The 26392-nt window shown below is 65.6% G+C and carries 25 protein-coding genes, 1 tRNA gene and 1 riboswitch; of the genes, 10 read left to right on the top strand and 16 right to left on the bottom strand.

Going from position 1 to position 26392, the window contains the following annotated elements:
• The first annotated feature begins 88 nt into the window (after positions 1-88).
• Positions 89-164, top strand: a tRNA-Lys gene (locus NKJ67_RS32690).
• 112 nt (positions 165-276) lie between these two features.
• Here the strand turns inward: NKJ67_RS32690 and NKJ67_RS32685 are convergent.
• From NKJ67_RS32685 to cbiE, 8 genes are all read right to left on the bottom strand, one after another.
• Entirely contained in the window at positions 277-534 is a 258-nt protein-coding gene (locus NKJ67_RS32685) for a hypothetical protein (protein ID WP_352585447.1), read from the bottom strand.
• Positions 535-617: 83 nt separating this feature from the next.
• On the bottom strand, positions 618-1628 hold the full coding sequence (gene cobT / locus NKJ67_RS32680) for a nicotinate-nucleotide--dimethylbenzimidazole phosphoribosyltransferase (protein ID WP_352585445.1): 1011 nt from the start codon (positions 1626-1628) through the stop codon (positions 618-620).
• Positions 1629-1679: 51 nt separating this feature from the next.
• Complete coding sequence (gene cobS, locus NKJ67_RS32675) at positions 1680-2456, bottom strand: adenosylcobinamide-GDP ribazoletransferase (protein WP_352585444.1); 777 nt, start codon at positions 2454-2456, stop codon at positions 1680-1682.
• A 3-nt stretch (positions 2457-2459) separates the two neighbouring features.
• Entirely contained in the window at positions 2460-3773 is a 1314-nt protein-coding gene (locus NKJ67_RS32670; RefSeq protein ID WP_352585442.1) for a cobyrinic acid a,c-diamide synthase CobB, read from the bottom strand.
• Positions 3770-4588, bottom strand: coding sequence for a uroporphyrinogen-III C-methyltransferase (gene cobA / locus NKJ67_RS32665; RefSeq protein WP_352585440.1), 819 nt, complete (start codon positions 4586-4588; stop codon positions 3770-3772). Before cobA ends, NKJ67_RS32670 begins: the two co-directional genes overlap by 4 nt.
• Entirely contained in the window at positions 4585-5349 is a 765-nt protein-coding gene (cobM, locus tag NKJ67_RS32660; protein ID WP_127381161.1) for a precorrin-4 C(11)-methyltransferase, read from the bottom strand. The genes cobA and cobM overlap by 4 nt, the downstream gene beginning before the upstream one ends.
• Positions 5346-5732, bottom strand: coding sequence for a cobalamin biosynthesis protein (locus NKJ67_RS32655; protein WP_256747683.1), 387 nt, complete (start codon positions 5730-5732; stop codon positions 5346-5348). The genes cobM and NKJ67_RS32655 overlap by 4 nt, the downstream gene beginning before the upstream one ends.
• Positions 5729-6970: a precorrin-6y C5,15-methyltransferase (decarboxylating) subunit CbiE gene (gene cbiE / locus NKJ67_RS32650; RefSeq protein WP_352585437.1), complete on the bottom strand. Its 1242-nt coding sequence runs from the start codon at positions 6968-6970 to the stop codon at positions 5729-5731. The genes NKJ67_RS32655 and cbiE overlap by 4 nt, the downstream gene beginning before the upstream one ends.
• Position 6971: 1 nt before the next feature.
• Here cbiE and NKJ67_RS32645 point away from each other — a divergent pair, with 1 nt between their 5' ends.
• Complete coding sequence (locus NKJ67_RS32645) at positions 6972-7733, top strand: cobalt-precorrin-6A reductase (protein ID WP_352585435.1); 762 nt, start codon at positions 6972-6974, stop codon at positions 7731-7733.
• Here the strand turns inward: NKJ67_RS32645 and NKJ67_RS32640 are convergent.
• The 8 genes from NKJ67_RS32640 to NKJ67_RS32605 form a co-directional block, all read right to left on the bottom strand.
• Entirely contained in the window at positions 7697-8461 is a 765-nt protein-coding gene (locus NKJ67_RS32640; protein WP_127271898.1) for a precorrin-3B C(17)-methyltransferase, read from the bottom strand. The genes NKJ67_RS32645 and NKJ67_RS32640 overlap by 37 nt on opposite strands.
• On the bottom strand, positions 8458-9216 hold the full coding sequence (locus NKJ67_RS32635) for a precorrin-2 C(20)-methyltransferase (RefSeq protein ID WP_127381165.1): 759 nt from the start codon (positions 9214-9216) through the stop codon (positions 8458-8460). Before NKJ67_RS32635 ends, NKJ67_RS32640 begins: the two co-directional genes overlap by 4 nt.
• Positions 9213-9845, bottom strand: coding sequence for a precorrin-8X methylmutase (locus NKJ67_RS32630; RefSeq protein WP_352585433.1), 633 nt, complete (start codon positions 9843-9845; stop codon positions 9213-9215). Before NKJ67_RS32630 ends, NKJ67_RS32635 begins: the two co-directional genes overlap by 4 nt.
• A gap of 2 nt (positions 9846-9847) precedes the next feature.
• Complete coding sequence (cobG, locus tag NKJ67_RS32625; RefSeq protein ID WP_352585431.1) at positions 9848-11371, bottom strand: precorrin-3B synthase; 1524 nt, start codon at positions 11369-11371, stop codon at positions 9848-9850.
• Positions 11368-14841 carry a cobaltochelatase subunit CobN gene (gene cobN, locus NKJ67_RS32620; RefSeq protein ID WP_352585429.1) on the bottom strand — a complete coding sequence of 1158 codons (3474 nt, stop codon included), beginning with the start codon at positions 14839-14841 and terminating at the stop codon, positions 11368-11370. Before cobN ends, cobG begins: the two co-directional genes overlap by 4 nt.
• Positions 14842-14859: 18 nt before the next feature.
• Positions 14860-15912 carry a cobalamin biosynthesis protein CobW gene (gene cobW, locus NKJ67_RS32615; protein ID WP_292337623.1) on the bottom strand — a complete coding sequence of 351 codons (1053 nt, stop codon included), beginning with the start codon at positions 15910-15912 and terminating at the stop codon, positions 14860-14862.
• A gap of 2 nt (positions 15913-15914) precedes the next feature.
• On the bottom strand, positions 15915-16343 hold the full coding sequence (locus NKJ67_RS32610; RefSeq protein ID WP_292337624.1) for a DUF1636 family protein: 429 nt from the start codon (positions 16341-16343) through the stop codon (positions 15915-15917).
• 39 nt (positions 16344-16382) lie between these two features.
• Positions 16383-16586, bottom strand: a riboswitch (cobalamin riboswitch).
• A gap of 29 nt (positions 16587-16615) precedes the next feature.
• Complete coding sequence (locus tag NKJ67_RS32605; protein WP_352585426.1) at positions 16616-17815, bottom strand: winged helix-turn-helix domain-containing protein; 1200 nt, start codon at positions 17813-17815, stop codon at positions 16616-16618.
• A 331-nt stretch (positions 17816-18146) separates the two neighbouring features.
• Here NKJ67_RS32605 and NKJ67_RS32600 point away from each other — a divergent pair, with 331 nt between their 5' ends.
• The 8 genes from NKJ67_RS32600 (at position 18147) to nuoG (ending at position 26390) form a co-directional block, all read left to right on the top strand.
• A complete protein-coding gene (locus NKJ67_RS32600) occupies positions 18147-18512 on the top strand; it encodes an NADH-quinone oxidoreductase subunit A (RefSeq protein ID WP_010910112.1) in 366 nt (121 codons plus the stop codon).
• A complete protein-coding gene (locus tag NKJ67_RS32595) occupies positions 18503-19084 on the top strand; it encodes a NuoB/complex I 20 kDa subunit family protein (protein WP_013531090.1) in 582 nt (193 codons plus the stop codon). The genes NKJ67_RS32600 and NKJ67_RS32595 overlap by 10 nt, the downstream gene beginning before the upstream one ends.
• A 4-nt stretch (positions 19085-19088) precedes the next feature.
• Positions 19089-19691, top strand: coding sequence for an NADH-quinone oxidoreductase subunit C (locus tag NKJ67_RS32590; protein ID WP_127382173.1), 603 nt, complete (start codon positions 19089-19091; stop codon positions 19689-19691).
• Positions 19692-20882, top strand: coding sequence for an NADH-quinone oxidoreductase subunit D (locus NKJ67_RS32585; RefSeq protein WP_023812387.1), 1191 nt, complete (start codon positions 19692-19694; stop codon positions 20880-20882). It begins immediately after the preceding gene.
• A complete protein-coding gene (locus NKJ67_RS32580) occupies positions 20883-22163 on the top strand; it encodes an NADH-quinone oxidoreductase subunit E (RefSeq protein ID WP_127268494.1) in 1281 nt (426 codons plus the stop codon).
• A 10-nt stretch (positions 22164-22173) separates the two neighbouring features.
• A complete protein-coding gene (nuoF, locus tag NKJ67_RS32575; protein ID WP_127268495.1) occupies positions 22174-23478 on the top strand; it encodes an NADH-quinone oxidoreductase subunit NuoF in 1305 nt (434 codons plus the stop codon).
• A gap of 70 nt (positions 23479-23548) precedes the next feature.
• A complete protein-coding gene (locus NKJ67_RS32570; protein WP_128308289.1) occupies positions 23549-24235 on the top strand; it encodes a helix-hairpin-helix domain-containing protein in 687 nt (228 codons plus the stop codon).
• A 73-nt stretch (positions 24236-24308) separates the two neighbouring features.
• Positions 24309-26390: an NADH-quinone oxidoreductase subunit NuoG gene (gene nuoG, locus NKJ67_RS32565; RefSeq protein ID WP_256747674.1), complete on the top strand. Its 2082-nt coding sequence runs from the start codon at positions 24309-24311 to the stop codon at positions 26388-26390.
• The last annotated feature ends 2 nt before the right edge of the window (positions 26391-26392 follow it).

The following is a 26392-nucleotide window of genomic DNA, read 5'->3' as shown; positions in this document are numbered from 1 at the left end:
GATTTGTCGGGAAATGATTCCGGCAGGGCTGGACAGGACCGGTGGTGGCGGCTATATGCCCGCCAACGCCGGTTTTTGCCGGCCGAGTGGGTGCGTAGCTCAGTTGGTAGAGCAGCTGACTCTTAATCAGCGGGTCCACAGTTCAATCCTGTGCGCACCCACCAAATTCCTAGAAGAGTTGGTGGAAAGACCCTGAAAGCGAGACGCGTTTGGCGCGTCTCGGGCAGGCTGTCTGACTGTGATTCTTTAACCGCGCTATCCGGATCTCGTGGCGATTCAGCCGCGTTGGAAAATGCGGCTCAGAAACCGGCCGAATCGAAAAGCATGGCTCTTTTCCCCGGCTGCAGCATCGCTGGCGCCAATTCCGTCTTTTCCCCCGGAGAAATCGCTGATGAGCCACCAGAAGAAGACCAAGAAGACAACGAAAATGCCGGTGTCGATCGGGCCATGACTTGAATAGCTGCTGTGACGGAACACAACAGCGACCGCCCCGGCGATAAACACCGCAGCTGCGACGGGATGAAGTTTTTTCATCCGCAAAATCTATTTGAGAATCGCCGTTGCCGGAAGATGCTTCTTTCGTCGTGACGACGACGGCCGATACGGGGAATGGATAACTACTTCTCCGAGACCCCCGCCTCGGCAAAGCTCGCCATGCGGGCATGGCACTCCAGCGCCGAACGGACGATGTTGACGGCGAGGCAAGCGCCGGAGCCTTCGCCGAGCCGCATGCCGAGATCGAGCAGGGGCGGCAGGCCGAGGGCTTCGAGCAGGCCGCGGTGGCCCGATTCGGCCGAAACGTGCGCGGCAATCGTGTGGGCGAGGCCGGTCGGGTGCAGCTTTGCCAACGGGGCCGCGGCTGCGGTGCAGACGAAGCCGTCGAGCAGTACGGGTATGCCGAGATGACGGGCGGCAAGCGTGGCACCGAAGATGGCGGCGAGTTCGCGGCCGCCGAGTGCGGCAGCGATAGCAAGGGGATCGGCAAGGGCGGCGGCATGGCGCTTCAGGCCGGCCTCGATGGCAACCACCTTGCGCTTGAGGCCGGCGTCGTCGACACCGGTGCCGCGCCCGGTCCATTTTTCCGCGCCGCCGCCGAACAGGGCTGCTGAGATGGCAGCCGCCGGCGTTGTGTTGCCGATGCCCATTTCGCCGAAGCAGATCAGGTCGAGATCCTTCGTCACCGCATCATAGCCGGCCGAGACCGCCGCCAGAAAGGCCGCTTCGTCCATTGCCGGCCCTTGTGTGAAGTCGCCGGTCGGATGGTCGAGATCGAGCGGGATGACGTCGAGTTCGGCGCCGGCCATGCGGGCAAGCTGGTTGATGGCGGCACCGCCGCCGGCGAAGTTCGCCACCATCTGCACGGTGACTTCCGAGGGATAGGCTGACACGCCTTGGGCGGTGACGCCGTGGTTGCCGACGAAGACGAAGACTTTTACGCGGTCGAGTTTCGGCATGTCGCGGCCCTGCCAGCGCGCCAGCCAGGCAGCGATGGTCTCCAGCCGGCCAAGGCTGCCTTGCGGCTTGGTCAGCGTATCCTGGCGGCGGGCGACCGCATTGGCCGCGGCATCGCTGCCGGCCGTCAGGTCGAGGCAGGCGGCGCGCAATTCACTAAGGGATTTGAAGGGCATGGGGGCAAAGTCTCCGAAAAGGAATCAGGCCAAGAGAATCAGGCCAAGGGATCAGGAAAGCGCTACGGAAGCGACGAGCAGCACCGCGATCTCGCTCGCTTGCTGCAAGGCCCCGATCGTGTCGCCGGTCTGGCCATCGATCTGGTTGAGGCAAAGGGCGCGGAAAGCGGCAAACAGCAGGCCAAGCAGGATCAGCGCGAAGATGGCTCCGCCCAGTCCAAGCAGGAGCAGCGGGATCGCGCCGAGCACGGCGCCGGCCACGGCGGTTTCCTGCGAGACGGTGCCGGCATCGGCCGAGAGGCCGTCGACGCGCGCTGGAGGCAAGAGATGCATGAAGGCGCCAAGCAGGCCGCGCGAGGCCGCATGTGCGGCTATGAGGGCGAAGAGGGCCTGAGTGGGATCGACGAACTCCGACAGCGCGCTCCAGCGGATCAGCAGCGACAGGCCCAGCGCCGCGGCACCATATGTACCGATGCGGCTGTCGCGCATGATCTCGAGTTTGCGGCCGCGCGATTTGCCGCCGCCAAAGCCGTCGGCGACGTCGGATAGCCCGTCCTCATGCAGGCAGCCGGTGGTGAGCACGGTTGCCACGAGAGCAAGGGCCGCCGCCGGCCCCATGGCCAGGCCGAACCGTTCAGCGGTGGCAAAGACGATGGCGCCGATAAGGCCGACGACAAGTCCGGCAATGGGGGCTGCCCAGATCGCGGCGGCAAGGCTGCGGCCGCGAAAATCGAAGACGGGCAGCGGCAGACGGGTGAAGAAGACCAGGCAAAGCGCGGTGTCGTCGACGACCTGCCGTGGGGAAAGAGCCAGGTTCCTGAACTTCATGCTCTAGCCCCTCGCAATGGCATGGAAGAAGGTGCCGCTGGCATGGCCGCGCCGGTAGCCCGAGGCGCCTATCGGATTGCCCTGGCCATCGGCAAGGTCGGCGAGCGGCTCGTCATTGCCGGTGGCCGTCATCTGCGCATAGTGGAATTCGTGGCCGCGAATCAGCGCCCCAGCCGAGCCCAGCGGGCAATCGGCGCGCAGCCGCGCCTCGCGATAGCCGAGGTTCATCTTGCGTTTGGCGAAGCTGGTGGAATGGCCGAGCAGGCCGAGCATCGCATGCGTTTCGCCCGACGCGTCCTCCAGCGCTTCGCCCAGCACCATGAAGCCACCGCACTCGCCGTGGATGGGCTTCGTCGCGGCGAAACGGGTCATTCCGGCGCGGAAAGTCGCGGCGGCGGCGAGCTGGCCGGCGTGAAGCTCGGGATAGCCGCCCGGCAGCCAGCAGACATCGCAGGTCTCGTCGGGCGCTTCGTCGGCGAGCGGCGAGAACGGGACGATTTCGGCGCCGGCCTTGCGCCAGTAGGCGGCGACATGCGGATAGAGGAAGGTGAAGGCGGCATCCTCGGCCAGTGCGATCCGCTGGCCGGGCGGCGCCAGTGCGTCGGTGAAGCCGCCAGACGTCGGGGTGAAGGGTGTCGCCAGGGCCATGATCGCATCGAGGTCGAGCGATTTCTCCGCCATGTCGGCCAGCCGGTCGAGATGCGCCATCAGGTCGTCATATTCGCCGGCCTGGACGAGGCCGAGATGGCGTTCGGGCAGGTTCAGCGTGGGATCGCGCAGGATGGCGCCGACGACCGGCAGGCCGATCGCCTCGATGGCGTCGCCCGACAGCCGGCGGTGCCGCTCGCTGCCCAACCGGTTGAGCACTACACCGGCCATGCGTACATCCGGATCGTAGGTGGCAAAGCCCTTGGCGACGGCGGCCGCGGTGGTCGACTGGCCGGAGACGTCGAGCACCAGCAGCACCGGCAGGCCATAGAGCCGCGCCAGGTCGGCCGCCGAACCGGTGCGGCCGGGCGAGGCCGGAATGCCGTCGAACAGGCCCATGGCGCTTTCGAGGATGACGAAATCGGTGTCGTCGGCGGCTTGCGCGGCGAGTGCGTTGAGCAGCGATGGCGGCATCGCCCAGCTGTCCAGATTGACGCCGGACAGTCCCGTGGCGGCGGTGTGGAAGCCGGGGTCGATATAGTCGGGGCCGGATTTGGCGCCTCGCACCTTCAGCCCACGCCGGGTGAGCGCGCGTAAAATGCCGATGGTGACGCTGGTCTTGCCGGAGCCGGAGCGCGGCGCGCCGATGATGATGGCGCGGGCCGTCATGCTTGTCCCGCCAGTGCCGCGCGCATGGCAACGATGCCGCCAACGACGATCAGCGCCGGCGAGGCGAGACCGGCGGCCGCGGCTTCCTCGGCAATGGTGGCGAGCGTTGCGACGACGGTTCGTTCCTGCGGCGTCGTTGCGGCGACGATCACTGCCGCCGGTGTCGACGGCGCCAGCCCGCCGTCGAGCAGTGCCGCCGCGATCAAAGGCAGGTTGGCCATGCCCATATAGACGACGACAGGCTGGCCGGTGCGGGCGATTGCCGCCCAATCGAGATCGTCATCGGTGCCGGCGGCGTGGCCGGTGGCCAGGATCACCGCCTTGTTGATGCCGCGCATGGTGGCCGGGATGCCGGTCGCGGCCAGAGCGCTGAGCCCCGAGGTCAGGCCTGGCAGCACGCGGAACGGGATGTTTTCATGCGCCAGCGCCAGGGCTTCTTCGCCGCCGCGGCCGAAAATATAGGGATCGCCGCCCTTCAGCCTGACGACGCGGCGGCCGTCGCGCGCCAGCCGCACCAAAAGGGCGGTGATGTCATCCTGTTTCATCGACGGTTTGCCGCCGCGCTTGCCAGCAAAGAAAAGCTCGGCATTTTCGGCGACGGCGACGACATCGGATGAGACCAGCGCGTCGTAGACCAGCGCATCCGCCTCGGCCAAAGCCGCCAGCACTTCGAGCGTCAGGCAACCGGGGTCGCCGGGGCCGGCGCCGGCCAGCCAGACATGGCCAGGCTCCAGCCGGCGCGGCTTGAAGTTCAGCCGGGACAAGGCTTTTTCGAGCGTAGCGTTTTCGCCGGTGTTTTTGTTGCTGCCGCTCACAATCCGTCCCGTCCGCGAAAACGCCGCTGGTAGTGGGCGTCGTACAATGAACTCTCGCCAAAGCCTTCGGCTGCCAGCGAGCGGCCGACGAAGATGATCGCCGTGCGCTCCATCGGATCGGCGGCGAGCAGCGCCTCGATGGTCGCCAGCGTACCGGTCAGCACACGCTCGTCCGGCCAGGAGGCGCGGAAGACGACCGCCACCGGGCAATCCCCGCCATAATGCGGCGTCAGCTCGGCAACGACGCGGTCGATGGCGTGGATGGCCAGATGAATGGCCAGCGTGGCGCCGGTGCGGCCGAAGCCGGCCAGCGTTTCGCCGGGCGGCATTTTTGATGCGCGTCCGGAGATGCGGGTCAGCACCAGGCTTTGCGCGACTTCAGGAATGGTCAGTTCGCGGCGCAATGCGGCGGCGGCAGCGGCGAAGGAGGGGACGCCCGGCGTCAGCGTGTAGGGAATGCCATGCTTTTCCAGCCGGCGGATCTGCTCGGCGACGGCGCTCCACACCGACAGGTCGCCGGAATGCAGGCGGGCGACATCATGGCCCGATTTGTGGGCCGCGACATACTCGGCCTCGATCTCGTCGAGCGACATCGGCGCGGTGTCGATCAGCTTTGTTCCCGGCGCGCAGTGCTGCAGCAATTCGGGCGCGACGATCGAGCCGGCATGCAGGCAGACCGGGCAGCTTGCCAGCAGCCTCGCGCCGCGCAGCGTGATGAGGTCGGCGGCACCGGGACCGGCGCCGATGAAATGGACGGTCATGGCGCATCTCCGCTGATGGCGATGGCGCAGGTGACCGGGCCGAGCACCGTGCGCGGGCCAAGCAGTCTGGCGCCTTTGCCGACGACGGCAAGGGCGGATGCCTCGGAAACCGATGGGGTTCCGGCAACATCCTGCGAGAGGTCGGAATGGCTGAGCGTGTCCGACGAGGCGGCCTGAAGCGTGGCGTCATCGACGACGATGACCGGAAGACTCAGCACGCGGCCAGCGGCGGCGATCGCTTCTTCATCCTTCTTGAACTCGGCAGTCGCCAGTGCCGAAAGCGCCGTCATCGTCAGGCCATGAGTCTCCAGCGCGGTTTCGATCGCGGCAAGCACGTCTTCGACGCTCACGCCTTTTCGGCTGCCGATGCCCGCGACCATCATGGCTTCACCCAGCTCCATTGGGTCACTGGCATGGCCGGCCGCCAGGCCTGCATCGCGCCGACCGGCGATGCGCGAGAGATGGCGATGCGGGTGAGATCGCCGCCAAGCGAGACATGGCGGGCGAGAAGCAAGGTTTCCATCTCCAGCGTCACCGCATTGGCGACGAGGCGGCCACCGGGGCGCAGGGACTTGATGGCGGCGTTCAAGACGCCGGCATCGCTGCCGCCGCCGCCGATGAAGATCGCGTCCGGCGTGTCCAGCCTGGCAAGTGCCTTGGGGGCGCTGCCTTCCACCACGACAAGGCCGGGAACGCCGCAGACGGCCGCGTTGCGGCCAATGCGGGCGGCGCGGATCGGATCGGCCTCGATGGCAATGGTGCGCATGGAAGGGTGGGCCAGCATCCATTCGATGCCGATGGAACCGGAACCGGCGCCGATGTCCCACAGCAATTCGCCGCGCCGCGGCGCCAGCGCCGACAGTGTGATGGCGCGGACTTCGCGCTTGGTGATCTGGCCGTCATGGTCGAACAGATGATCGGCAAGGCCTGATGTGAGCGGCAGGACGCGCGCGTCCGGACCGGATTCAACTTCGACCGCCAGAACGTTGAGTGGATTGATGTTTTCGAGATCGAAGGCATCGGCGCGGATCGTGCGGTGGTCCTCGCTTGGCCCACCCAACGCCTCCAGGATCGTCAGCCGCGATGCGCCGAAGTCGAGTTCGGTGAGCAGGCGCGCTATTGCAGCGGGGGCTTCGGCATCCGAGGTCAGTGCCAAAATGCGCGCGCGTGGCTGCAGCAGCGGCCGGATCAGGTCGAGCGGCCGGCCGTGCAGCGAGACGGTCTCGATGTCCTGCAGCGCCCAGCCAAGGCGCGCGGCCGCCAGCGAAACGGCCGACGGTGCGGGGATGACATGCATCTCCTGTTGCTTGACCTTGCGCGCGAGGGTGGCGCCGACGCCGTGGAAGAACGGATCGCCTGAAGCGAGCACGCAGACGCGCCTGTCGGCAAGCGCCAGCACGTCAGCCATCTCGGCATCGAAAGGAACCGGCCACGGGTGCGGCTCGCCCTTGGCGAAGGAAGCGACCAGCGCCAGGTGCCGCTTGCCGCCGAAGATGATCTCCGCCTCGGCAATCCGCTGCTTGGCCTCGTCGCCGAGACCCGCTAAACCGTCCTCGCCGATGCCGACGATTGTGAGCCATTTTGGGGTGAGCTTGGCACCGCGCGGACCTTCAGCAGGCATGATGATCCACCGTATTCTGATCCTCGGCGGCACCACCGAAGCCCGGCAACTGGCCGGAAAACTGGCGGCGCGCGCCTCGATCACGCTGTCGCTGGCTGGCCGCACTGAAAGCCCGGTCGCGCAAGGCGTGCCGGTGCGAACGGGGGGCTTTGGCGGTGCCGATGGATTGGCCGATTATTTGCGGAAAGAGCCTATCGACCTGCTGATCGACGCGACGCACCCCTATGCGGCGCAGATTTCCGCCAATGCGGCGCAAGCCGCCCGCGTGGCCGGTGTGCCGATCCTTGCGCTGCGACGCCCCGGCTGGGAGCCTGTCGAAGGCGACCGCTGGACTGAGGTCATTACATCCGGCGATGCCGCGCGAGCGCTTGGACTGGCGCCGCGCCGTGTTTTCCTGGCGCTGGGCCGGCAAGAGGTCGCTGCTTTCGAAGCTGCGCCCCAGCATCATTATCTCGTCCGCAGCGTCGACGCGATCGAGCCCAAGCTTGCCGTGCCGGATGCGAGCTATCTTCTGGCCCGTGGCCCGTTTCGTGAGGCGGAGGAACGCGCGCTGCTCGAAAAGCAACGCATCGATGTCGTCGTGTCCAAGAACAGCGGCGGCGAAGCGACTTATGGCAAGATCGCCGCGGCGCGGGCGCTTGGCCTCGAGGTGGTCATGATCCAACGGCCAGTCTTGCCGGATGTTCCAGCGGCTGAAAGCGTTGAAGCGCTGACCATGATGGTCGATCATTTTGTCCGCCCCGTGGACGAGCGCGGTGTGTAGACCAGCGCCGGCTTCTCCGCGCGCTTGATGATCCTGGTTTCCGGTGAGCCGATGATGATGCAGGTCGCCATATCGGCTTTTTCAGCCTCGACATCGGCCAGCAGGTAGACCTCGATGCGCTCATCCGGGCGGCCGGCGGCGCGGCCGAAAATCACCGGTGTGGTGCCGGGCAGGATCGCGGTGAGGCACTCGAAGGCGCGGCCGAGCTGCCAGGGGCGCGCCTTGCTGATCGGGTTATAGAGCGCGATGACGAAGCCGGCGCCGGCTGCCGCCAGCAGGCGCAGTTCGATCAGCTCCCATGGCTTCAGATTGTCGGACAGCGAGATGGCGCAGAAATCATGGCCGAGCGGCGCGCCGATGCGGGCGGCGACCGCCAGCATGGCGGTGATGCCGGGCACCACAGCGACATCGACCGCGCGCCATTCGGCCGGGCCGGCCTCGATCGCCTCGCAGACGGCCGCCGCCATGGCGAACACGCCGGGATCGCCACCGGAAACCACCGCGACGTCGTGGCCCTCGGCGGCTTTGATCAGTGCGTCCTTGGAGCGGGCGAGTTCCTCGCGATTGTCGGAAGCGACGCGGGTCTGTTCCGGGCGCAATTCCAGCCGGTCGAGATACGGTTTGTAGCCGTAAAAGAATTTCGCCTCGGCGACGGCGCGGCTGGCTTCCGGAGTGACTTGATCGGCATTGCCGGGCCCAAGGCCGATGACAGTGAGACGGCCGCTCATGCCTGCGCTCCCACGGCGCCGGGGCGGCCGGACCAGCCGGCGACCAGCACGATGGCGAAATAGGGCGCCTTGTCGTCCGGCTTGTCGGCCAGCTTCATCGACACGCTGCCGGCCATGGTGCCGCGCTCGACATAGACGGCGCGCGACAGCTTGGCCGTAGCCTCCAGCGCCCGCCTGATCTTTGGCAGGTTACGGCCGACCTTCATGATGACGGCGGCATCGGTGTCAGCCAGCCGGCGCGTCAGCTCGAACTCGCTCATCGTGCCGGGCAGCACGGTCAGCACGTCATCGCCCTGGACGATCGGGATACCAGTCTGCGACCAGCAGCCGGACATGGCGGTTACGCCGGGAATGACTTCGGTGGGGAAGCGATGGGCGAGGCGCACATGCAGATGCATGTAGGAGCCGTAGAAAAGCGGGTCGCCCTCGGACAGCACCGCAACCATCCTGCCTGCCTGGAGGTGCTCGGCGACCTTCTCGGCCGACTCCTCGTAGAAAGCCGTGATCTGCGAGCGGTAGTCGTCGTGATCCTTGTCGATTTCGGTGGTGACGGGATAGAGCAGCGGCAATTCCGTCATTTCAGGCCGGAACTGCGCTTCGACGATGGCGCGCGCATTGCTGTTGTTGCCGCGCTTGGCGAAATAGGCCACGACATCGGCTTCCGCCAAGGCCCGCGCGGCTTTCAGGGTCAGTAGTTCGGGGTCGCCGGGACCGGTGCCGACGCCGACGAGACGGCCTTTGGGAAGCGCGTTCACAGGCCCGGCCTCGCCAATGAATTGAGCGCTGCGGCGGTCATGGCGCTGCCGCCGAGACGGCCACGCACGATGGCATAGGGAACGCCGTAGGAATTCTCGGCCAGCGCGTCCTTCGATTCGGCAGCACCGACGAAGCCGACCGGCATGCCGATGATGGCCGCAGGCTTCGGCGCGCCGTCGCGCAGTTTTTCCAATAGATAGAACAGCGCGGTCGGTGCATTGCCGATGGCAACCACCGAGCCCGCCATGCGCTCGCCCCACAAATCGATCGCGGCGGCCGAACGGGTGTTGCCGATTTCCTTGGCAATGTCGTGCGTGCGCGGATCGCGCAAGGTGCAGATCACCTCGTTGCCGGCCGGCAGCCTGGCGCGGGTGACGCCATGCGAGACCATTTCCGCGTCGCAGAAAATTGGCGCGCCCGCCGCCAAAGCGGTGCGGGCAGCGGCAACCAAATCCGTGGAGAACACAAAATGACTTGAAGATTCGACCTGGCCGCAGGCATGGATCATGCGGATGGCGACATCGGCCTCGGCCTCGGAGAAGCGCGACAGATCGGCCTCGGCGCGGATAATGGCGAAGGAGCGCTCGTAGATCGCCGTGCCGTCATGGATGTAGTCGTAGGCGGCCATGCTCATTTCCGTTTTTCAGTTTGGGCCTGTCGGTAAGCCTCGGCAATACCGGCCGGCCCGAGCCTTGCCAGGCAAGCGGCGGCGGTTTCGCCTTGATATCGTGTGCTGCGGATCATTGCCGCGACGCGGCCGATGCCGCGCGCGGCGTCATAGCCCGGCCTGTAGCCGGCAGGAAGAGCCTTTGCCGTCGCGTTCACGACAAGTCCGGCTCCGTTTTCGCCGCCGACGATCGTCAGCGCCGCCGGGCCGGGGTGGGCGCAACCCTTGGCGCAGCCGGAAATGTGCAGGGTGAAGTCGAGGATGTCGGCGTTTTCAGTGGCAATCGTCTCGGCAATGTCGCGCGTGGCGATGCGGCCGGAGGCGCAGGCCGGCGTGCCGGGGCAAGCGGCTATGCGCGTGCGCGGGTCGGTGGGGGCGGTGACGAAGCCGAGGGCGGTGGCGGTGTGTTGGAGGGGGTGGTTGGCTGCCGGTGGCTGACCGAGGAAGAGCAGGGCGCGGCCGGGGGCTAGGCGGATTTCTGAGGTGCCGAGGGCGAGGGCGTGTTGGGCGAGAGCGATTAGCTTGTCGGCCGGCATGCTGCCGTAGGGGAGGGCAATGCCGAGGGCGGTGGCGTCGCCGGCTAAGGGGAAAAGGCCGATAGGTTTACGCGAGGCGCCCCCCTCTGTCCTGCCGGACATCTCCCCCTCAGGGGGGGAGATCGGCAGCTTAGGCGCCGGCTTTTCCTTACCAACACCGGCGATTGGCGAAACCATCGGTGGCAGCGTAATCTCCCCCCTTGAGGGGGAGATGTCTGGCAGGACAGAGGGGGGCGCCTCGCGCAAACTTGTCGAGCATAGCCAACCCGCCAGAGACACCAACTGCCTCTCAGTCAAATCCCTCGCATGAGCCTCGCGGCCTTTTTCGGCAACCATTCTTAGGGCCGCGACGGTGATGTCGCACGCCGAGCCTTCATCGGCAGTGACAAGTGGCCTCCCATTCCACCCATCACCCGCGACAGACACCCGCCACCGAACTCCTGCATCGACCCGCACTGCAGCAAGCCGAACATCGGCCGTCACCGAATCCAGCCCAAGTTGCCCACCGCCATCGACAATCACCGAAACCTTCGGCCCCAACCGTTGCGCAAGCCTAGCTTCTTCGATTGCAGCCCTGATCCGTTCAGCCAGTGGCCGGGGATCGGCAATCTCCTGCGGGTCGATGCCGGCCAGCGGGCCGGTCTCGACCGGCACGCCGGTGCGTACTGCGATATCAAGCGCATCGACCTCCGCCGCCAGCCGCGCCGCGCTGTCCGTGGTCAGCCCGCGTATCTGGAGGCTGCCGCGCGCGGTGACTTCCATGATGCCGTTGCCATGCCGCAAAGCGGATTCGCAGAGTCCAATCAAAAGCTTCGGCGACAATCCTCCAGAAGACGGGCCTCCAGAAGACGGGCCTCCAGAAACCGGGTTGAGCCGCACCAGCAGGCCGTCGCCGGTTTGCATCGGCGCGGACAAAGCCGGACAGGCGCCGCGACGCGAGAAGGCGTTCATGCCGCCACCCCAAGCGCTTCGGCCTCGGCAATCAGGGCTGTGAGATCGTCATCGACGGAGTTGCGCAGGGGATGCCAGAGGCCACGTCGTCGCGCCGACAGGAAGCGCTCGGCGATGACTTTGGCAGCGGCGGGGTTCTCGCGCAGGATGAAGGCGCGGACCATGGGATCGCCGAGATAGGCATCGTGCACTGCCTCGATCAGCGTGCCCGAAATGGCATGCGTGGTTTCGGCGAAGCCGACCAGCCGGTCGACGGTTTCGGCAAATTCGGAGGCGCCACGCGGGCCGTGACGCATCTGTCCCGATATGAAGCGAGGATTGACGGCGCGGGCGCGCACCACCCGCGATACGGCCTCACTGAGCGAGCGTGGCCTCGGCTTTTGCGGGTCCGTGGTGTCGAGCACGATGACGTCGGCATTCCTGCCGAGCGCCGCAAGTGCTGCGGAAAAGCCGCCGATGAAGGCGACGTCGGCGGAGCCTTCGAGGATGTCGCGGCCGGGGTCGTCGCCGGTGTGGACGAGAAGATCGGCCTCGGCGATGCGGGTTTCGAAGGCGCCGGGCGCCGAGATGCCTTCGCCTTCTGCGCCGCCATAGGCGTGCGATGTGGCGTCGAGATAGGCGCGGCCGATTTCTTCGCGTGCTGCCCAGTCCCCACTCGACAGCAGATCCTCGATGCCGGCGCCGTATGTGCCGGGCGAGGTGCCGAAGATGCGCGGGCTGATCTTGCCGTCAGCGCGGGTTTTGGCCGCGAGCGGGTTTTCCGAGTCCTCCTCGTCGCGGGCGGCAACTGCGTTGGCGGCGGCATCGATCAGCGCGATCTGGGTCGGGAACATGTCGCGGAACAGGCCTGATATGCGCCAGGTGACATCGACGCGCGGCCGGCCGAGCGTGGCCGGCGGCAGCACTTCGATGCCGGTGATGCGGCCGGTCGCCGAATCCCATTGCGGCCGGCAGCCCATCAGAGCCAATCCTTGCGCGATCTCCTCGCCGCCGGTGCGCAGTGATGCCGAGCCCCACAGGTCGATGACCAGCGAGCGCGGCCAGTCGCCATGCGATTGCATGTAGCCGCGCACCACCTCCTCCGCCGCTGCCTTGCCCAGATCATAGGCGGTCGGCGTCGGCATGGTGCGTGGGTCCGAGGTGAACAGGTTGCGGCCGGTGGGCAGAACGTCCGAGCGACCCCGCGCGGGCGCGCCGGCTGGGCCGGCCTTGACATGGCGGCCATCAAGCGCGGCGAACAGCGCTGTCTTCTCGCATTCGGCACTTTGGCGGCGCAGGGCGTCGGGCTCGTCGTCGGGCGCGCGGCCATAGATATGCAGCCCGTCCTTGATGGCGAAATCCTTGAGGTCGCAGAGCCAAGCGTCGATGCGGCGCAGCGCTTCGTCGGGTGCGTCGGTCGTGGCGACGCCGGCTTCGGAGGCGAAACCGGTCTTTTGCGCGGTGTCGACGATCAGCTTCGCCAGACGATCTCGGCGGCGGCGGTCGAGCCCGTCGGCCTGGGCGTATTCATCGACCAGCCGCTCGAGCTTGTGTTGGTTTTCGTCGAGCCCGGCGCCGGTCAGCGGCGGTGGCAGATGGCCAAGGGTGACGGCGGCGATGCGGCGCTTGGCTTGCGCCGCTTCGCCTGGGTTGGAGACGATGAAGGGATAGACGACGGGCAAGGCGCCGGTGACGATCTCGGGAAAGCAGTTCTCCGAAAGCGCAACGGTCTTGCCCGGCAGCCATTCCAGCGTGCCATGGGCGCCGACATGGACCAGCGCGTGGACGCCGAGCGACTTGCGCAGCCATAGGCCAAAGGCGATCAGCGCACGGCGTGGGGGTAAAGTCGGGTCGTGGTAGTCGGCCCGGCGGTCGGCGGAGCGGCCGCGATCCGGGGCGAGGGCGATGGTGATGTTGCCGAAGGTGGCGGCGCGGAAGGGGAAGCTTCCGCGCGAGGGGGTCTCGCACAGCCCTAAGTCATCTTCTGCTGTCCCCCAAGCGGCTTCTACCGCTGTAATCGCACCCGTCGGCAATTCTGTCGAAAGAGCGAGATAATCGTCCAGCCTCAGCCCATCGCCGCTTAACCCCAGCAGCCCCAGCAACTCACGCGGCGTCTCCGGAATCTCCTCAACCCCGTAGCCCTGATCCCGCAGGTCCTGCAGAATGGCCAGCACGCTGGACGGCACGTCGAGGCCGACGGCATAGCCGGTGCGGCCGGGGGCGCTGGGATAATCCGGCATCAGGATCGCCAGCTTGCGCTCGGCGCGGGGCGTCTCCTGCAGGCGGATAAAGGCCGCGACGCGGTCAGCCACTTGCGCCACGCGATCCGGTTCCGGCCGGTTGGCGAAAGCGCGGTGGCCAAGTGCTGGATCGATCTCGCTCTCGCCCTTGAAGGAAATGGCGCCGGCCAGGATGCGGCCGTCGAGCTCGGGCAGCACGACATGCATGGCAAGGTCGGCGGGCGCCAGGCCGCGCTGGTTGTTCTCCCAGATGTCGCGGCGGGTGGTGGCGACGATGACCTGGAAGACCGGCACGCCGGCGCGGTCGAACAAGGTCTCATTGCCGGGTTCGGCACCGGACGCGAAAGCGGTAGCGGTGATGATGGCGGCGGGTTTCAGTGAGGCGAGTGCTGTTTCCACGAACGCCAGGGATGCCGGGTCCTTGAGGCTGGAGACGAAGATGGGGACTGGGTTGATGCCGCGCTGTCGCAGAGCTTCAAAAAGTGCGTCGATCGGCGCGACATCGGCGGCCAGCAGCATCGAGCGGTAGAACAGGATAGGCACGACCTTTCCCTCCCCCTCGAGGGGAGGGTGGCCCGCAGGGCCGGGTGGGGTCGGTACGACCGGACGCGGCGTTTCTTTGAGTCGGCGCGCTTCGGAGAGGACCCCACCCCCGGCCTGCGGCCGGACCCTCCCCTCGAGGGGGAGGGGGACGACGCCACGTCCGGGTTCGTAGTAGCCAGCTTTGGGCACGGCGACCGGTTCGACGAAAGACGCATCCGACCCCGCCAGCCGCGCCAATCTCCGCACCAGCGCGCTCATATTCGCCGGGCCGCCCTCGCGGAAATAGTCGAGCAGGCCGTCCAACTCTTCGCGCGGCAGCGTGGAGGCTTCGATCAGGCGCAAATCCTCGTCGCGGCATTCGCCGGGCAGCAGCGCCAGTTTTATGCCGCGTTCGCGGGCGGTCGAGGCGAGCTGGTCGCAGCCGTAGCGCCACCAGTCGTAGCCGCCGAGGATGCGCACGAGGATGATCTTGGCGTGGCGGGCGACGCTGTCGATCCAGAGGTCGACGGACATGGGATGGCGCAGGTCACGAAGTGCGGCCAGCCGCATCGAGGGCAGGCGGCCGGCATCGGCCTTCCAGGCTGCCGCCAGTCCGGCGAGGTCGCTGTCGGTGAAGGACAGCGCCACGATATCCGCCGGCGTCTGCCGCAGATCGACCGGCTCGGCGAGGTCGTCGAGCGAGGCGGATGTCGTGGTGAGGATGTGCATCGCGACCCGTGTCCGAAATCAGCCGGCGAGTATACGCTCGATCGCCGGGCGGTTCAGCCCTTTCAGGCCGATGACGACGAGACGCGAGCGGCGGTCGTCCTGCGCAGTCCAGGCGCGGTCATAGTAATGATTGACGCGCGGCCCGACGGCCTGCAGCAAGAGCCGCATCGGCTTGCCGCCGACTTCGACGAAGCCTTTTACGCGCAGCACGTTCTCTTCTTCTGCGACGGTGGCGACGCGCTTTGCCAGCTCGTCCGGATTGGCGATCGAGGCAATGTCGACGATGAAGGTGTCGAAGTCGTCATGCTCGTGGTCGAACGCGCCGTCATGATGGGACTTGCGGTTCTGGATGTCGTCCTCGACGGCGAGACCGAGCCCGAGCAGCACCGAGGGATCGACCTTGCCATGCGATGTCGGCACGATCTTCACCGCGCGGGCGGAGTGTTCGCCAATGATGGTATTGGCGCGGGCGGTGCCGGCGGCGTCCATCAGGTCGCTCTTCGACAGGATGATCAGGTCGGCGCAGGCGATCTGGTCCTCGAACAGTTCTTCCACCGGGTCGTCGTGGTCGAGCGTCTCGTCCCCGGCGCGCTGCGCCTGCAGGGCATCCATGTCGTTGGCGACGCGGCCTTCGGCCAAGGCCGGGCCGTCGACCACGGCAATGACGCCATCGACAGTCACCCGGCTTTTCACGCTCGGCCACTGGAAGGCCTGGACCAGCGGCTTGGGCAGCGCCAGGCCCGAAGTCTCGATCAGGATGTGGTCGACCCTCGGCGTCAGCGACAGGATCTTGTCAAGCGCCGGGACGAAATCATCGGCGACGGTGCAGCAGATGCAGCCATTGGCCAGTTCGACGATGTTTTCCTCCGGGCAGGTGTCGATGCCGCAGCCCTTCAGGATCTCGCCGTCGATGCCGATGTCGCCAAACTCGTTGACGATGATGGCAATGCGCTTGCCGCCGGCGTTTTCCAGGAGATGGCGGACCAGCGTCGTCTTGCCGGCGCCGAGGAAGCCGGTGACGACGGTGCAGGGAACGCGGGAGAGGTTCGCAGACGAATCTGGGGCAGTCATGGTCAGTCCTTCAGCATGTCGAGGGGAGGGATGCGGGCAACGAGGCCACGCTTCAGGCTATCGGGACGGCCACGCCAGGGAATGAGACCGTCGGTCGAGGTGGCGAAAAGCTTGGCGCCCGTGACGAGGTCGGCGCCGCTGGTCTCGGTCAGGTCGCCAAAGACATAGCTCCAGCAGCCGTCGCGCAGGATGGCGGCGCTGAGGCGCCGCTTGCAATTGCCAAGGCATTCGACGCTGCGGATGCGGATGTCGTCGCCGGATGCGGCGCGGCGCGTATCCTCCGCCAGCAATTCGCCGGCGCGAGGATGGGCGTCGGAGCCGGTCTCATCGCGGCAGGAGGCGCAGACGATGATGGTGACGCCGGCCAAGGCATCATCATGGCCGGACGAAATATCCGCTGTGCCAGCCGAAAAACTGCTGTCGTGGTCCAAAGATCGGGCTCCTTGCCCGGAAACCCGCCGGGCGATCGGATTCTATAGTCGCAGACGGCAGGTCTCCTGGCTCGCGGGTCATCGCCTTGGGTAGCCGCCTTCCCGGGAACTCCCAGTGGCTTTCGGCCTTGGCTCTTCGCTTACAGTTGCGGGGACAGCCGCGGATTTGGGATTTTGCCCCGCACCGCATTCCCTCTTAGCTCTTGCCGTTGCGGGCAAGAGACCATCTGAACCGGATTTAGGCTTTTGCGGGCGGCGGTGTCAACGCGAGCTTACGACATGGCGATGTCGGCCAGCGCCGGACCCAAATCGCCGGCCGGGGTCACTTCCATGCGCTCAAGGCCAAGCCAGCCCTGCATCTGCTTCAATTCCTCGAACAGTTCTGCAGCGGTTTCAGGTGGCGCCTTGGGCTCGGCGTAGGCCGCATGGACCCGCAGCACGCTGGCCGGACGATCTGCCTTGAGGTCGACGCGTGCCACGATCCTGTCGCCGAGCAGGAACGGCAGGACATAGTAGCCGTATTGCCGCTTGTCGGCCGGCGTGTAGATCTCGATGCGGTAGTGGAAGTCGAACAGCCGCTCTGTGCGCGAGCGTTCGAAGACGACAGGATCGAACGGCGCCAGCAGGGCGCGGGCCTCGACTTTGCGCGGCAGGCGGGCATCCCGGTGAAGATAGGCCGGCTTGTCCCAGCCTTCGACGCGCATCGGCAGCAATTCGCCGGTTTCAACCAGTTCCTCCAACCGGCCTTTCATATCGGCCGGCGACAGGCGGAAATAATCGCGCAAATCGCCTGAAGTCGCCACGCCGTGGGCGCGGGCGGAAATGCGCAGCAATTCGCGGTGCGCGTCCTCAGGCGTCGGCACCGGCAGATCGAGGACCGCCTGCGGCAGCACGCGCTCGGGCAGATCATAGAAGCGCTCGAAACCGCGACGGTGCGCCGTGGTGATGCGTCCGGCCCAGAACAGCCATTCGAAGGCATGCTTGGCGTGGCTCCAGCCCCACCAGCCGCCCGAGCCTTTCTGGCCTTCGAGCGCGGAAGCGGCGATCGGGCCGCGCTCGGCGACCTGGCGGTAGATCTCCTCGATATAGGCGGCATGTTCGCGGCCCCATTTGGCGAGGCCCAGATACATTTCGTCGCCGCGCTCGGCGCGCTGCATGCGCCAGCGCATCAGCGGGTAGGTCTCGACCGGCAGGAAGGACGCCTCGTGCGCCCAGTATTCGAAAACCGTGCGCTTACGCGTCACGGCCGCGTTGTCGAGCAGCGAGAACGGGTAGGGACCAAGGCGCGAATAGAGCGGCATATAATGAGCGCGCACCACCGCGCTGACGGAATCGATCTGCAGCAGGCCGGTGCGGGAGAGGGTGCGGGCAAAATGCCGGCGGTCGGGCGTGCCGGTCGGGCGGGGATCGAGAAACCCCTGGGCGGCAAGCGCGATGCGACGGGCCGTGGGGAGCGAAATCTTTTCCTTCATGCAGGCATCACTTTGAAGTGTTTTGACCGAGGGTCGAATGGCTGATTCCAACCCATGCTAGCAGGGTTTTGGCGGCATCCATGTCAGGAGAGAAAAGTGGAGTAAAAAGCGAAGGAAATCAAACAGGAGCGGATCGGACCAGTTTGCCGCGATATGCCGTCCAGGTCGGTGTTTTGAACAAGGTTTGACTTGCTTCGCTGGAAGTGCTGCGCTAACCCTCGCCGCGTTGCAGCATAGGCCCTTAAAACGGTTCAGCGGTTAAACTGTCACGCTTCCGCATTAGGGTCCGGTGCTGTAATCAAACTGGATTGGCGCCAACGGAAAGCCGAGCATGAACGCACTCTTGAGCTCATACCTGCCCATCGTCCTGTTCATAGGCGTGGCGCTGGTTGTCGGCCTGGCGCTGCTGGCCGCGCCCTTCCTGGTGGCCTACCGCAATCCCGATCCCGAAAAGCTTTCCGCCTATGAGTGCGGTTTCAACTCGTTCGACGACGCCCGCATGAAGTTCGACATCCGTTTCTACCTGGTGTCGATCCTGTTCATCATCTTCGACCTGGAAGTGGCCTTCCTGTTTCCGTGGGCGGTGTCGTTTTCGAAGATCGGCATGCTCGGTTTCTGGTCGATGATGGTGTTTTTGGCGGTGCTGACCATCGGCTTTGCCTATGAATGGAAAAAAGGAGCGCTGGAATGGGATTGAACGACAGTTCAGGCACCCTCGTCGCGCCGAAGCCCAAGGGTATTATCGATCCCAACACCGGCAGGCCGGTGGGGGAGGACGATCCCTTCTTCCTCGAGATCAACAACGAGTTGGCCGACAAGGGCTTTTTGGTCACTTCGACCGAGGCGCTCATCACCTGGGCGCGCAGCGGGTCGCTGATGTTCATGACGTTCGGCCTCGCTTGCTGCGCGGTCGAGATGATCCACACCTCGATGCCGCGCTATGATTCGGAGCGGTTCGGCGTCGCGCCGCGCGCGTCCCCGCGCCAGTCCGACATCATGATCGTCGCCGGCACGCTGACCAACAAGATGGCGCCGGCGCTGCGCAAGGTCTACGACCAGATGCCGGAACCGCGCTACGTCATATCGATGGGCTCCTGCGCCAATGGCGGCGGCTACTACCACTACTCCTATTCGGTGGTGCGCGGCTGCGACCGCATCGTGCCCGTCGATATCTATGTGCCCGGCTGCCCGCCGAGCGCCGAAGCGCTGCTCTACGGCATTCTTCTCTTGCAGAAGAAGATCCGCCGCACCGGCACGATCGAACGGTAAATCCATGACCGCATCCCTGAGCGAACTGTCGAACTATCTCGGCGAGAAGCTGATCGGCCGCGTGAACGAGGCTGATATCGCCTATGGCGAACTCACCATCCGCGTCGAGCCGCGCGATCTGGTCGAGGTCATGACCTTCCTGCGCGACGATGCGCGCTGCCAGTTCATCTCGATCATCGACGTCTGCGGCGCCGACTATCCGTCGCGGGCCAAGCGCTTCGACGTCGTCTATCATCTGTTGTCGCCGAAGCAGAATGTGCGCATCCGCATCAAGGTGCAGGCCGACGAGGAAACCATGGTGCCATCGATCACCGGCGTCTTTCCCGGTGCCGACTGGTTCGAGCGCGAGACCTACGATCTCTACGGCGTGCTGTTTTCGGGCCATCCCGATTTGCGCCGCCTGTTGACCGACTATGGTTTCGAAGGCCATCCGCTGCGCAAGGATTTCCCGCTGACCGGCTTCGTCGAGGTGCGCTACGACGACGAGGCCAAGCGCGTTATCTATGAGCCGGTCGAGCTCAAGCAGGAATTCCGCAATTTCGATTTTTTGTCCCCGTGGGAAGGTACGGATTACGTGCTGCCGGGTGACGAGAAGGCAAAGCAGTAAATGGCTGAAACTTCGGTCCGCAACTTCAACATCAATTTCGGCCCGCAACACCCTGCGGCGCACGGCGTTTTGCGCCTTGTGCTGGAGCTGGACGGCGAAGTCGTCGATCGCGTCGATCCGCATATCGGGCTCTTGCATCGCGGCACCGAAAAGCTGATCGAGGCCAAAACCTACCTGCAGGCGATTCCCTATCTCGACCGGCTCGACTATTGCGCGCCGATGAACCAGGAGCACGCCTTCGCGCTTGCCGCCGAGCGCCTGCTCGGCATCGAAGTGCCGAAGCGCGGCCAGCTGATCCGCGTTCTCTACTGCGAAATCGGCCGCATCATGTCGCACATCCTCAATGTGACGACGCAGGCGATGGACGTCGGCGCGCTGACGCCGCCGCTGTGGGGCTTCGTCGAGCGCGAAAAGCTGATGGTGTTCTATGAGCGCGCCTCGGGTTCGCGCATGCATGCCGCTTACTTTCGCCCCGGTGGCGTCCATCAGGATCTGCCGCAGAAATTGGTCGAGGACATCGGCAAGTGGATCGACCCGTTCCTGAAGTCGATCGACGACCTCGATCAGCTGCTGACCGGCAACCGCATCTTCAAGCAGCGCAATGTCGACATCGGCATCGTCTCGCTGGCCGATGCCTGGGCCTGGGGTTTTTCGGGCGTGATGGTGCGCGGTTCGGGTGCTCCCTGGGACCTGCGCAAGTCGCAACCCTATGAATGCTATTCGGAAATGGATTTCGACATTCCGATCGGCAAGAACGGCGACTGCTTCGACCGGTACCTCGTGCGCATGGAAGAAATGCGCCAGTCTGCGAAGATCATGCGCCAGTGCGTCGATCTCCTGCTCGGCAAGGAAAGCACCGGGCCGGTGTCGAACCTCGACGGCAAGGTGGTGCCGCCCAAGCGCCAGGCGATGAAGCGCTCGATGGAAGCGCTGATCCATCACTTCAAGCTCTACACCGAGGGTTATCGCGTGCCGGCCGGCGAGGTTTACGCCGCGGTCGAGGCGCCGAAGGGCGAATTCGGCGTCTATCTGGTTTCCGACGGCTCCAACAAGCCCTACCGCTGCAAGCTGCGCGCGCCGGGTTTCGCGCATCTGCAGGCGATGGATTTCCTCTGCCGCGGCCACATGCTGGCCGACGTCACCGCCGTTCTCGGCTCCCTCGACATCGTGTTTGGTGAGGTCGATCGCTAAATGTCAGTCCGCCGTCTCGCAGAAGCCAGCGTCCAGCCAGCATCCTTCGCCTTCAACCGGGCGAACGCGGCTGCGGCGAAGCAATGGATCAAGAAGTACCCGAAGGGCCGTGAGCAGTCGGCCATCATTCCCTTGCTGATGATAGCGCAGGAGCAGGAAGGCTGGGTGACGAAGGCGGCCATCGAGACGATTTCCGACATGCTCGGCATGCCGCGTATCCGCGGGCTCGAAGTCGCGACCTTCTACACGCAGTACCAGTTGAATCCGGTCGGCACGCGTGCGCATATCCAGGTCTGCGGCACCACGCCCTGCATGCTGCGCGGTTCGGAAGCGCTGATGGATGTGTGCCGCTCCAAAATCCATCACGACCAGTTCCACGCCAACGACAAGGGCACCTTGTCCTGGGAAGAGGTCGAATGCCTTGGCGCCTGCGTCAACGCGCCGATGGTCATGATCTTCAAGGACACGTTCGAGGATCTGACGCCGGAACGCCTGGCTGAAATCATCGATCTCTATGACGCCGGCAAGGGTGCTTCGGTGGAACCGGGGCCGCAGAACGGCCGCACCGGCTCCGAGCCGGCCTCCGGCCTCACCACGCTGAAGAGCGAAAAGGCGATCCTCAAGTCGACCCGCGAAAGGGAGGCCAGGGAGGCCGCCAAGGCCGCCAGGGCGGCGCCCGACGCGATCATCGCGGCGCCTGTGCCGGGGCCGGCCGCGGCCCCTGTCGCACCGTCCAACACCAGCAAGCCGAAGACCGACGCCCCTGAAACCAGCCCGGCATTGAAGACGCCTTCAAAAACCAAGGTCGCGCCGGCGGTTGAAAAGGCGGCGAGCGTTGCCGCGCCGCTGCATTCGGCCGCCAACGCCAACAAGGCGGACTCCAAGGTCGAGCAGGTTTCCAAGCAGCGCAGCGGTCCGATAACCAAGGCCGAGCCGGCATCCGCCTTCAAGGCGCCGGAGGTCAAGGTGCCGGCGGCCAAGCCGGCCAAACCGTCGCTCGGGGACAAAAACCGTCCGGCCGGAATCGATAAACCGGCACAGGTCGACGACCTCAAGCTGATCTCCGGCGTCGGCCCCAAGATCGAGGGCATCCTGCATACGCTCGGCATTTTCACCTTCGCGCAGGTCGCGTCGTGGAAGAAGGCCGAACGCGAGTGGGTGGATGGCTATCTCTCTTTCCAGGGCCGCATCGATCGCGACGACTGGGTCAAGCAGGCCAAGGCGCTCGCCAAGGGTGGCGTCGCCGAATACATCCGCGTCTTCGGCAAGAAGCCGGTCTGAGGGACGAAAAATGCTTCAGGACAAAGACCGCATCTTCACCAATATTTACGGCCTGTTCGACAAGTCGCTGGCCGGCGCGATGGCGCGCGGCGCCTGGGACAACACGCCCGGCATCGTTGCCAAGGGGCGCGAATGGATCGTCAACGAGATGAAGGCGTCGGGCCTGCGCGGCCGCGGCGGCGCCGGCTTCCCGACCGGTCTCAAATGGTCGTTCATGCCCAAGCAGAGCGATGGCCGGCCGAGCTATCTCGTCATCAACGCCGACGAATCCGAGCCCGGCACCTGCAAGGACCGCGACATTCTGCGCAACGACCCGCACACGCTGGTCGAGGGCGCGCTGCTTGCCGGCTTCGCCATGGGCGCGATTGCCGCCTACATCTATGTGCGCGGCGAGTTCATCCGCGAGCGCGAGGCGCTGCAGCGCGCGATCGAGGAGGCCTATGAGGCCAAGCTGATCGGCAAGAACAACACCTCCGGCTATGATTTCGACATCTACATGCACCACGGCGCCGGCGCCTATATCTGCGGCGAGGAGACTGCACTCCTCGAAAGCCTCGAAGGCAAGAAGGGCCAGCCGCGGCTGAAGCCGCCATTCCCGGCCAATGTCGGCCTCTATGGCTGCCCGACCACGGTCAACAATGTCGAATCGATCGCGGTCGCGCCGACCATCCTGCGCCGCGGTGCGGCCTGGTTCTCGTCCTTCGGCCGGCCCAACAATGTCGGCACCAAGCTGTTTTGCATCTCCGGCCACGTCAACAATCCGTGCACGGTCGAAGAGGCGATGTCGATTCCGTTCCGCGAGCTCATCGAGACGCATTGCGGCGGCATTCGCGGCGGCTGGGACAATCTTTTGGCGGTCATACCGGGCGGCGCCTCGGTGCCGCTGGTGCCGGCCGAGCAGATCATCGACACGCCGATGGATTTCGACGCGCTGCGCGACCTCAAATCCGGCCTTGGAACCGCGGCTGTCATCGTCATGGACAAGTCGACCGATGTCGTGAAGGCGATCGCGCGGCTTTCCTACTTCTACAAGCACGAGAGCTGCGGCCAGTGCACGCCATGCCGCGAAGGCACCGGCTGGATGTGGCGGGTGATGGAACGGCTGGTGCGCGGCGAGGCGCAGAAGCGCGAGATCGATATGCTGCTCGACGTCACCAAGCAGATCGAGGGCCATACGATCTGCGCGCTTGGCGACGCGGCGGCATGGCCGATCCAGGGACTGATGCGGCATTTCCGCGGCGAAGTGGAGCGGCGCATCGACGAGTTTTCGCGCAATGCGCACCGGGCCGAGCCTGTGATGGTGGCGGCGGAATAGAAGAATGTTTACGCGGGCGGAAGTCCGCAGCGAAGGGCGGGGCGAACGAAGAAACGACCAGGAGAACTCTATGGCGCCGTATTCGAACCCGCTGATGCCCAATTTGGACCAGATCGAGAAGATGAACCAGGACTTGACCAGGATGATGCCGAAGGAGATGGCCAGCGCCGTCAACCTTTTCGTGCATCCTGTGGCGGGTGCGGCGGCGATGTCGGCGCTTGGCCTCGGGCTCGCCAATCATGCTTTCGGCGTCTGGCTGGGCGCGCTTTCAGGCGCAGCAGAAGCCTCGCAGCGGCTGCTGCAGCCGATCGTCGATGATTTCGAGGCGCGCGTCGCGCAGTTCGAAGATCCAAGTCCTTCCTCCACCAAGGCACGGGCGACGGCGAAAACCATGATCGCCGAGGCGCAGTCCTTCGCCCGGGAGGTCACCGATATTGCCGCCAAGGAAGCCGCCACTGCCGTGCCGGCCGCAAACGCCGCTCCGGCGACAAGCGGCGCCGGCGATGCGCTGATGCCCGATGATTTCAGGCAGCCCAACGCCATGGAGAAGCCGGCCATTCCGGCAGATCTCAAGGCCATCTCGGGCATCGGGCCGAAGCTGGAAAAGGTTCTCAACGGCCTCGGTATCTGGACCTATGCCCAGATCGCGGCATGGACGCCGCAAGAGGTTGCCTGGGTCGAGGATTATCTGTCGCTCGGCGGCCGTATCGGCCGCGACGATTGGACAGCCCAAGCGGCGGCGCTCGCCGTCAAGTGAATGAAATGCCTGACGTGGTCTCGACCGCGTCCGGACAAAGAGATTGCGGGAACTCCGCAGGGGTTTGAGGCGAATGGCAAAGCTCAAGGTCGACGGGAAAGAGATCACTGTACCCGACCACTACACGCTGCTGCAGGCGGCGGAAGACGCTGGCGCGGAAGTGCCGCGCTTCTGCTTCCATGAGCGGCTCTCGATCGCCGGCAATTGCCGCATGTGCCTGATCGAGGTGAAGGGCGGGCCGCCCAAGCCGCAGGCCTCCTGCGCCATGAACGTGCGCGACCTGCGTCCCGGGCCGAATGGCGAGGCGCCGGAAATCTTCACCAACACGCCGATGGTCAAGAAGGCCAGGGAAGGCGTGATGGAGTTCCTGCTGATCAACCATCCGCTGGATTGCCCGATCTGCGACCAGGGCGGCGAATGCGACCTGCAGGACCAGGCGATGGCGTTCGGCGTCGATTCCTCGCGCTATCACGAGAACAAGCGCGCGGTCGAAGACAAATACATCGGACCGCTGGTCAAGACGGTGATGAACCGCTGCATCCACTGCACGCGCTGCGTCCGCTTCACCACCGAAGTCGCCGGCATCTCCGAACTGGGCCTGATCGGCCGTGGCGAGGATGCCGAGATCACCACCTATCTCGAACAGGCGATGACGTCGGAGCTGCAGGGCAATGTCATCGACCTTTGCCCGGTCGGCGCGCTGACCTCGAAGCCATTCGCCTTCCAGGCGCGGCCGTGGGAGCTGACCAAGACCGAATCCATCGATGTGATGGATGCGGTCGGCTCGGCGATCCGTGTCGATAGCCGGGGCCGCGAAGTGATGCGCATCCTGCCGCGCGTCAACGAGGCGGTGAACGAGGAGTGGATCTCCGACAAAACCCGATTTATCTGGGACGGCCTGCGCACGCAGCGTCTCGACCGCCCCTATGTGCGCAAGGACGGCAGGTTGGTTGCCGCCAGCTGGGCCGAGGCCTTCGCCGCGATCAAGGACGCGGTATCGAAGACGGCGCCCGAAAAGATCGGCGCTATCGCGGGCGATCTCGCCGCCGTCGAGGAAACCTATGCGCTCAAGCTGCTGATGGCTTCGCTCGGCTCGAAGAATACCGATTGCCGCCAGGATGGCGCCGCACTCGACCCGGCGCTCGGCCGTGCGAGCTACATCTTCAACCCGACCATCGAAGGAATCGAGCAGGCCGATGCGGTGCTGATCATCGGCGCCAATCCGCGCTATGAAGCCTCGGTGCTCAACGCCCGTATCCGCAAGCGCTGGCGGATCGGCAATCTGCCGGTCGGCGTCATCGGCGATGTCGGCGATACCCGCTACGACTACGAACAGCTGGGCGCCGGACCGGATTCGCTGAAGGATTTGGCCGACGGCAACGGCAAGTTCTTCCAGACGCTGAAGAAGGCGACACGCCCTCTGATCATCGTTGGCCAGGGCGCGCTGGCGCGTGCCGATGGCGCGGCCGTGCTCGGACAGGCGGCCAAGCTCGCCGCCGCCGTAAACGCTGCCCGCGCTGACTGGAACGGCTTTGCCGTGCTGCACAACGCGGCCGGACGTGTCGGCGGCCTCGACCTCGGCTTCGTGCCGGGCGAGGGCGGCAGAAACGTTGCCGGCATGCTGGGCGAAATGGAGCTCCTGTTCCTGCTCGGCGCCGACGAGATCGACATGGCCAAGACCGGCGGCGCTTTCGTCGTCTATATCGGCACGCATGGCGACCAGGGCGCGCACCGCGCCAATGTCATCCTGCCGGCGGCCGCCTACACGGAAAAGTCGGCCACCTACGTCAACACCGAAGGCCGCGTGCAGCAGACCAACCGCGCCGGCTTCGCGCCGGGCGAGGCGCGCGAGGACTGGGCGATCCTGCGGGCGCTGTCGGATGTGCTGGGCAAGAAACTACCGTTCGATTCGCTGCCGCAGCTGCGCGCCAAGCTCTATGGCGAATACCCGCATCTGGCCCGTATCGATCAGGTCGCGGCCGGCAATGCCGAGGATATCGCCGAGGTGGCGAAGCTCGGCGGGCGGCTGAACAAGGGCACCTTCACCTCGCCGGTGACGGATTTCTACCTGACCAACCCGATCGCGCGGGCATCGGCCGTGATGGCGGAATGCTCGGCACTGGCCAAGAGCGGCTTCAAGCAGGCGGCGGAATAAGC

Origin of the sequence: Mesorhizobium sp. M0088, assembly GCF_040322895.1 — a bacterium.
In the GTDB taxonomy this organism is placed as follows: Bacteria; Pseudomonadota; Alphaproteobacteria; order Rhizobiales; family Rhizobiaceae; genus Mesorhizobium.
The sequence above is the reverse complement of the archived record's forward strand: the minus strand, read 5'-3'. Positions and strand labels throughout refer to the sequence as shown.

What these genes read in the sequence shown, in the direction of transcription:
- NKJ67_RS32580 (WP_127268494.1), top strand. Translation starts at nt 20,883, where the DNA reads ATGTCAGTCCGCCGTCTCGCAGAAGCCAGCGTCCAGCCAGCATCCTTC.
- nuoF (WP_127268495.1), top strand. Translation starts at nt 22,174, where the DNA reads ATGCTTCAGGACAAAGACCGCATCTTCACCAATATTTACGGCCTGTTC.
- NKJ67_RS32645 (WP_352585435.1), top strand. Translation starts at nt 6,972, where the DNA reads ATGATCCACCGTATTCTGATCCTCGGCGGCACCACCGAAGCCCGGCAA.
- cobW (WP_292337623.1), bottom strand. Translation starts at nt 15,912, where the DNA reads ATGACTGCCCCAGATTCGTCTGCGAACCTCTCCCGCGTTCCCTGCACC.
- NKJ67_RS32590 (WP_127382173.1), top strand. Translation starts at nt 19,089, where the DNA reads ATGACCGCATCCCTGAGCGAACTGTCGAACTATCTCGGCGAGAAGCTG.
- NKJ67_RS32670 (WP_352585442.1), bottom strand. Translation starts at nt 3,773, where the DNA reads ATGACGGCCCGCGCCATCATCATCGGCGCGCCGCGCTCCGGCTCCGGC.
- NKJ67_RS32595 (WP_013531090.1), top strand. Translation starts at nt 18,503, where the DNA reads ATGGGATTGAACGACAGTTCAGGCACCCTCGTCGCGCCGAAGCCCAAG.
- cobG (WP_352585431.1), bottom strand. Translation starts at nt 11,371, where the DNA reads ATGAACGCCTTCTCGCGTCGCGGCGCCTGTCCGGCTTTGTCCGCGCCG.
- NKJ67_RS32585 (WP_023812387.1), top strand. Translation starts at nt 19,692, where the DNA reads ATGGCTGAAACTTCGGTCCGCAACTTCAACATCAATTTCGGCCCGCAA.
- NKJ67_RS32605 (WP_352585426.1), bottom strand. Translation starts at nt 17,815, where the DNA reads ATGAAGGAAAAGATTTCGCTCCCCACGGCCCGTCGCATCGCGCTTGCC.
- cobN (WP_352585429.1), bottom strand. Translation starts at nt 14,841, where the DNA reads ATGCACATCCTCACCACGACATCCGCCTCGCTCGACGACCTCGCCGAG.
- cobM (WP_127381161.1), bottom strand. Translation starts at nt 5,349, where the DNA reads ATGACCGTCCATTTCATCGGCGCCGGTCCCGGTGCCGCCGACCTCATC.
- NKJ67_RS32570 (WP_128308289.1), top strand. Translation starts at nt 23,549, where the DNA reads ATGGCGCCGTATTCGAACCCGCTGATGCCCAATTTGGACCAGATCGAG.
- NKJ67_RS32640 (WP_127271898.1), bottom strand. Translation starts at nt 8,461, where the DNA reads ATGAGCGGCCGTCTCACTGTCATCGGCCTTGGGCCCGGCAATGCCGAT.
- NKJ67_RS32685 (WP_352585447.1), bottom strand. Translation starts at nt 534, where the DNA reads ATGAAAAAACTTCATCCCGTCGCAGCTGCGGTGTTTATCGCCGGGGCG.
- cbiE (WP_352585437.1), bottom strand. Translation starts at nt 6,970, where the DNA reads ATGCCTGCTGAAGGTCCGCGCGGTGCCAAGCTCACCCCAAAATGGCTC.
- cobT (WP_352585445.1), bottom strand. Translation starts at nt 1,628, where the DNA reads ATGCCCTTCAAATCCCTTAGTGAATTGCGCGCCGCCTGCCTCGACCTG.
- NKJ67_RS32600 (WP_010910112.1), top strand. Translation starts at nt 18,147, where the DNA reads ATGAACGCACTCTTGAGCTCATACCTGCCCATCGTCCTGTTCATAGGC.
- cobS (WP_352585444.1), bottom strand. Translation starts at nt 2,456, where the DNA reads ATGAAGTTCAGGAACCTGGCTCTTTCCCCACGGCAGGTCGTCGACGAC.
- NKJ67_RS32655 (WP_256747683.1), bottom strand. Translation starts at nt 5,732, where the DNA reads ATGATGGTCGCGGGCATCGGCAGCCGAAAAGGCGTGAGCGTCGAAGAC.
- nuoG (WP_256747674.1), top strand. Translation starts at nt 24,309, where the DNA reads ATGGCAAAGCTCAAGGTCGACGGGAAAGAGATCACTGTACCCGACCAC.
- NKJ67_RS32630 (WP_352585433.1), bottom strand. Translation starts at nt 9,845, where the DNA reads ATGGCCGCCTACGACTACATCCATGACGGCACGGCGATCTACGAGCGC.